Origin of the sequence: Methylobacterium sp. 1973 (assembly GCF_040545035.1) — a bacterium.
In the GTDB taxonomy this organism is placed as follows: domain Bacteria; phylum Pseudomonadota; class Alphaproteobacteria; order Rhizobiales; family Beijerinckiaceae; genus Methylobacterium; species Methylobacterium fujisawaense.
In genome coordinates, this window is record NZ_JBEPLA010000038.1 from 1 (window position 1) to 3,570 (window position 3,570).

Annotated in this window: 4 protein-coding genes; all 4 read left to right on the top strand. The window is 70.4% G+C overall.

Translation table 11 applies throughout. From position 1 onward, the window contains the following. Positions 1 to 16 precede the first annotated feature (16 nt). From ABIC70_RS28315 to ABIC70_RS28330, 4 genes are read left to right on the top strand one after another with little or no spacing between them, the layout of a single operon-like run. The gene (locus tag ABIC70_RS28315; protein WP_354442427.1) at positions 17 to 1,045 is read left to right on the top strand and encodes a baseplate J/gp47 family protein; all 1,029 of its coding nucleotides are present in this window, start codon (positions 17 to 19) and stop codon (positions 1,043 to 1,045) included. A gap of 12 nt (positions 1,046 to 1,057) precedes the next feature. Then, the gene (locus ABIC70_RS28320) at positions 1,058 to 1,759 is read left to right on the top strand and encodes a putative phage tail protein (protein ID WP_354442429.1); all 702 of its coding nucleotides are present in this window, start codon (positions 1,058 to 1,060) and stop codon (positions 1,757 to 1,759) included. A gap of 4 nt (positions 1,760 to 1,763) precedes the next feature. After that, the gene (locus ABIC70_RS28325) at positions 1,764 to 3,344 is read left to right on the top strand and encodes a hypothetical protein (RefSeq protein WP_354442431.1); all 1,581 of its coding nucleotides are present in this window, start codon (positions 1,764 to 1,766) and stop codon (positions 3,342 to 3,344) included. 15 nt (positions 3,345 to 3,359) lie between these two features. After that, positions 3,360 to 3,542, top strand: a complete 183-nt coding sequence (locus tag ABIC70_RS28330) for a hypothetical protein (RefSeq protein ID WP_354442433.1) — start codon at positions 3,360 to 3,362, stop codon at positions 3,540 to 3,542. Positions 3,543 to 3,570: the final 28 nt, after the last annotated feature.

Genomic DNA, 3,570 nt, shown 5'->3' on the forward strand with positions numbered 1-3,570 from the left:
GCGGAGGCACGCTATTATGCCCAAGCCGAGGTCCAAGCCTTGGCCGCCTGAGCCAAACCAAACGGCCTCCGGAAAACCCGGCGCGGTTCACTGGCTGGTCCGCCACGGCTTCGAGCTCGGGCTCCAGCCGGACCCGGCGAGCCCCGCCACCGGCTCCGCGACGGCGGCCGCGGCCCCCAACACCATCGTGCCGGCCGGGCTTCAGTACGTTCGTGCCGATGGGGTGACCTATTCCACCGTGGCGACCGCCACGTCGGGCGGGAATAGCGTCAGCATCGCGGTCGAGGCGGATGTCGGCGCGGCGGCGGGCGACGCGCCGGCCGGGACGGTGCTGACGCTGGTCAACCCGGACGACGCGCCGATCGGCCTCGCCACGACCTGCGCGGTCGACGCGGCGTCGGACGGCACCGGCCTATCGGGCGGCGCGGATGAGGAGAGCACCGAGAGCTTCCGGGCGCGGGTGCTGTTCCGCAAGAGCAACCCGCCCCAGGGCGGCGCCGCGGCGGACTATGCCGAATGGGTCCAGGCGGCGGTGCCCGGCGCTACGGTCTACGTCGACCGGTACGTCTCGAACGCCGGCTCGGTCTGGATCCAGTTCACCGTGCTCAACCTGCCGGCGGGCCTGGATCCGACCAACGCCACCGCGGTGCTGCAGGCCTACGTCGCCAACCCGGCGATCGTCATCCCGAGCCCCGGGCAGGTCGCCGCGGCACAGGCCTATGTCGCCGACCCGGTGCGCCGGCCGGTGACGGCCGAGCCGGTCGTGACCGCGCCGACGCCGATCCCCGTGAACGTGGTCATCGGCAAGCTCTACCCGGACACGATCTACACCCGGGCAGCGGTCGCGGCGGAACTGGCTGCCGTGTTCCTCGACCGTGCGCGGCCCGGGACGCCGACCACTTCGTTCGTGCTGTCCGCCTCGTGGCTCAACGAGGCGATCTCCCGGGCAACCGGCGAGGACAGCCACGCGCTCGTGAGCCCGGGCGATCTGATCTTCACCGCCGGGCAGTACCCGGTCCTCGGCACGATCACCTACCAGCCGTAGCCGGAGGCCATCGTGAGCGACATCCCGAGCGGCTGGCCGTGCGCGGCCCTGCCGGCGTTCCCGCCGTCGGTGGCCGATATCGAGGCGCAGCCGACCGCCGACGGCCTGCTCCCGCAGATCCTCGCCCTGACCCCGCGCGGTGCGGCCTGGGGAACGGACGAGGTCGGCGACGGCAAGGGCGCCTCGCCGGTCCAGCGCTCGGTGTGGCGCGCCATCGCCGCCTGGGCCGCCGGGCACCTCGGCCTCGACTTCACGGCCGCGACCCAGGCCTTCCCGACCGCGGTCACCTACACATTGCCCGATTGGGAGCGCGAGTACGGCCTGCCGGATCCGTGCTTCTCCGGCTCCGGCGGCGTCCCGGCGCGGCTCGCGGCGGTGCGGGCGCGCTTCGCGGCCTTCGGCGGGCAGAGCCCGGCCTACTTCGTCTGCCTCGCCGCCAGCATCGGCTACAGCATCACGATCACCGAGTTCCGGCCGTTCCAGTTCGGCCGCTCGTCGTTCGGCGGGCGGCGCGGGCAGTTCATGCTCGCCAGCGCACGGCACGCGTGGCGCGTGACGGTGACCAATCGCGCGATGGCGCGCTTCCAGTTCGGCAAGTCCAGCTTCGGGAACGACTCGTTCCTGTCGATCCAGAAGGCCGAAGATCTTGAGTGCATCCTTCAGCGCCTCAAGCCGGCCCAGACGACCTTGATCTTCAACTACACCGGGACCTGATCACATGCGGCGGCACTTCCCGATCAGCCCGGCGACGGGCCTCGAAGACCAGGCCCTGCTGCCGTGGACGGACGGCAACCCGGTCACGGGTGTGGAGGGATCCTACCCGGGCAACAAGGTCGTCATCGACACCGAGACCGAGGTGCTGAACGCACAGCGCACCTCGGGCCAGGCCGACAGTTCGGACGGCACCGATCTCGCGCAGCTGATCAAGGCGATCTCGCTGGGCGTGCAGGTCAATTACGGTGCGGTCGCCAACGTCCTCGCTGTGGCGATCCAGGGCGGCGTCACCTTCTCGGCGCTGCGCCCGGGGATGAAGTTCTACGGCTTCGTGCAGGTCGCCAACACCGGGCCGGTCCAGGCTGCGGTGTCTGGCTTCGGCGCCGGCAACGGCAACTATCCGGTGGTCCGGTCAGACGGCTCGGCCCTCGCCAAGGGTGACCTCGTGGTCGGCGGCTTCGTCGAGCTGCGGGTGAACTCGGACGCCACCGGCTTCGTCTGCCCGACGGCCGCGCTCTCGGTGCTCAACGTCATCCAGAGCCAGTTCCTGATCACCGCGCCGGTGACCAAGACGATCGCGCTGACCGGCACGCCGGACTTCCCGAGCCCGGCCGCGGCGATCGCGTGGCTCGGCAAGTACCTGATCACCTCGACCGGGTCGGTGACCTTCCAGTGCGCGGCCGGGCAGTACGTCTCGTCCGCGACGCTCGGTTGGGATCACCCCAACATGAATCGCGTGACGCTGAAGGGTACGCGCACGGCGCCGGCCCCGACGACGCTCGCCGTCACAGGGTTCTCCGCGACCAATCGCGCGAACGACGCCGCGATGAACCTGACTAACTTGCGCAACATCTTCCAGACCGAGCTGCGCTTCACGCTCGGCACCGGCATGACCTGCGCAAGCCCGTCGCCGACCTTCCAGGATCTGCTCATCACTGGCGACGGCGCTGGGACGGAATCGAACGGCGCCAGCGGCCTGCAGCTCACCGGTGGCGGCACGATCAACAACGTCGCCATCCACGGCTTCGCGGGCGCCGGATGCCGCAGCGACGCCGGCCAGACGATCGTGTCCGCCAACACATCGTTCCTGATCAGCGGCTGCGGAGCGACCGCGACGGGTTCGCTCGGCGCCAACAGCGGCAGTACCCTCGTCGTGGCAGGCACGGTGGTGGTCGCCGGCAGCGGTGCGCACGGCATCTCGTGTCTGTCCGGGACGATCCGTCGGAACGCGGGCGGGGTGATCAACAGCTACGGCAACGCTCTGAACGGCGGCAACTTCCAGAGCAGCCGGTACGATGGCGGCGGCGGCGCCTTCACCTACAACGGCGGCAACGGGGTCGCCGGCTATCTGTCCACGCTCGACCTGTTCCAGACCAACGCCGGCGGCAACGGCAGCTACGGCGTCTACGCCGACAACTCGCCCACGGTCGCCCGCAGCATGACCTTCAATCCCGCCAACTCTAGCGGGACCATGGGCGCTGTCGGCGGCGCCGCGCAGGTCGACGCGCTCGGAGCTTCCACCAACGGCACCGAGACCCCCGCGGTCAACAACACGGGCAACCGCGGCGCCCGGATCTCGCAGTAACCGACGGAGAGCGCAGTGATCCTCGAATACGCGACCGACTCCCGCCGCGTGTGGGGCACCTACGACGACGGCGCGACCATCACGCCCCGCGCGGGCGCCGCGCTCATGGCCTTCACGGGTGACCTGTCCGGCCTAGGGTGTGGACTCGATCAGCACCAGAAGGCGATGACGGCGGCCAGAGCGAGGGCCGAGGCGTAGTTGCGGGCGAGTTTGTCGTAGCGGGTGG

Bases quoted from the DNA above. Each gene is read 5' to 3' on its own strand.
- ABIC70_RS28315 (WP_354442427.1), top strand. From the start codon at position 17: ATGCCCAAGCCGAGGTCCAAGCCTTGGCCGCCTGAGCCAAACCAAACG.
- ABIC70_RS28325 (WP_354442431.1), top strand. From the start codon at position 1,764: ATGCGGCGGCACTTCCCGATCAGCCCGGCGACGGGCCTCGAAGACCAG.